This window comes from Streptomyces sp. MBT65 (assembly GCF_016612545.1).
Classification (GTDB): domain Bacteria; phylum Actinomycetota; class Actinomycetes; order Streptomycetales; family Streptomycetaceae; genus Streptomyces.
In genome coordinates this window covers 1-368 of the sequence record NZ_JAENRY010000800.1, presented here as the reverse complement: position 1 = coordinate 368, position 368 = coordinate 1, and the positions used below count along the sequence as shown (strand labels likewise).

Annotated in this window: 1 protein-coding gene; it reads left to right on the top strand. The window is 68.2% G+C overall.

What is annotated here, in order from left to right; translation table 11 throughout:
* Positions 1 to 80 precede the first annotated feature (80 nt).
* Positions 81 to 368 (top strand): hypothetical protein (locus tag JHN63_RS52175; RefSeq protein ID WP_200692072.1); only part of this gene is annotated, 288 nt, incomplete at its 3' end.

Genomic DNA, 368 nt, shown 5'->3' with positions numbered 1-368 from the left:
GCTTTTGTGGCGCTGTGTCAGGTGGCCGGGGGGTTGGGGTTGGTGGAGACCGAGGGCCGATGGAAGGCCGGTGAGCAGGTATGACCTTCGTCGAGGACGTTCTGCGGGGGCGGGCGACGGTTGACGACGTCGATGTGTATCGGGAGAGGTGGGACGAGGGCGGGGACGACGGTGTGGAGTACCACGCCTTCCTCGGGCTCCACTGGCCCGAGTACGCGATGTATGTGGAGGACGACGACGTCCTGGCCCATGTCGTCGAAGCGCGCCGAGAGGGCGGCCAGGATCTGCGTTCGTATCTTGCGGCGCGTAGGGGCGCGGGTCCGGTGCCGGCGGGGCTGTGGGGGCTTGTCGAGCAGTATGCGGGGGAG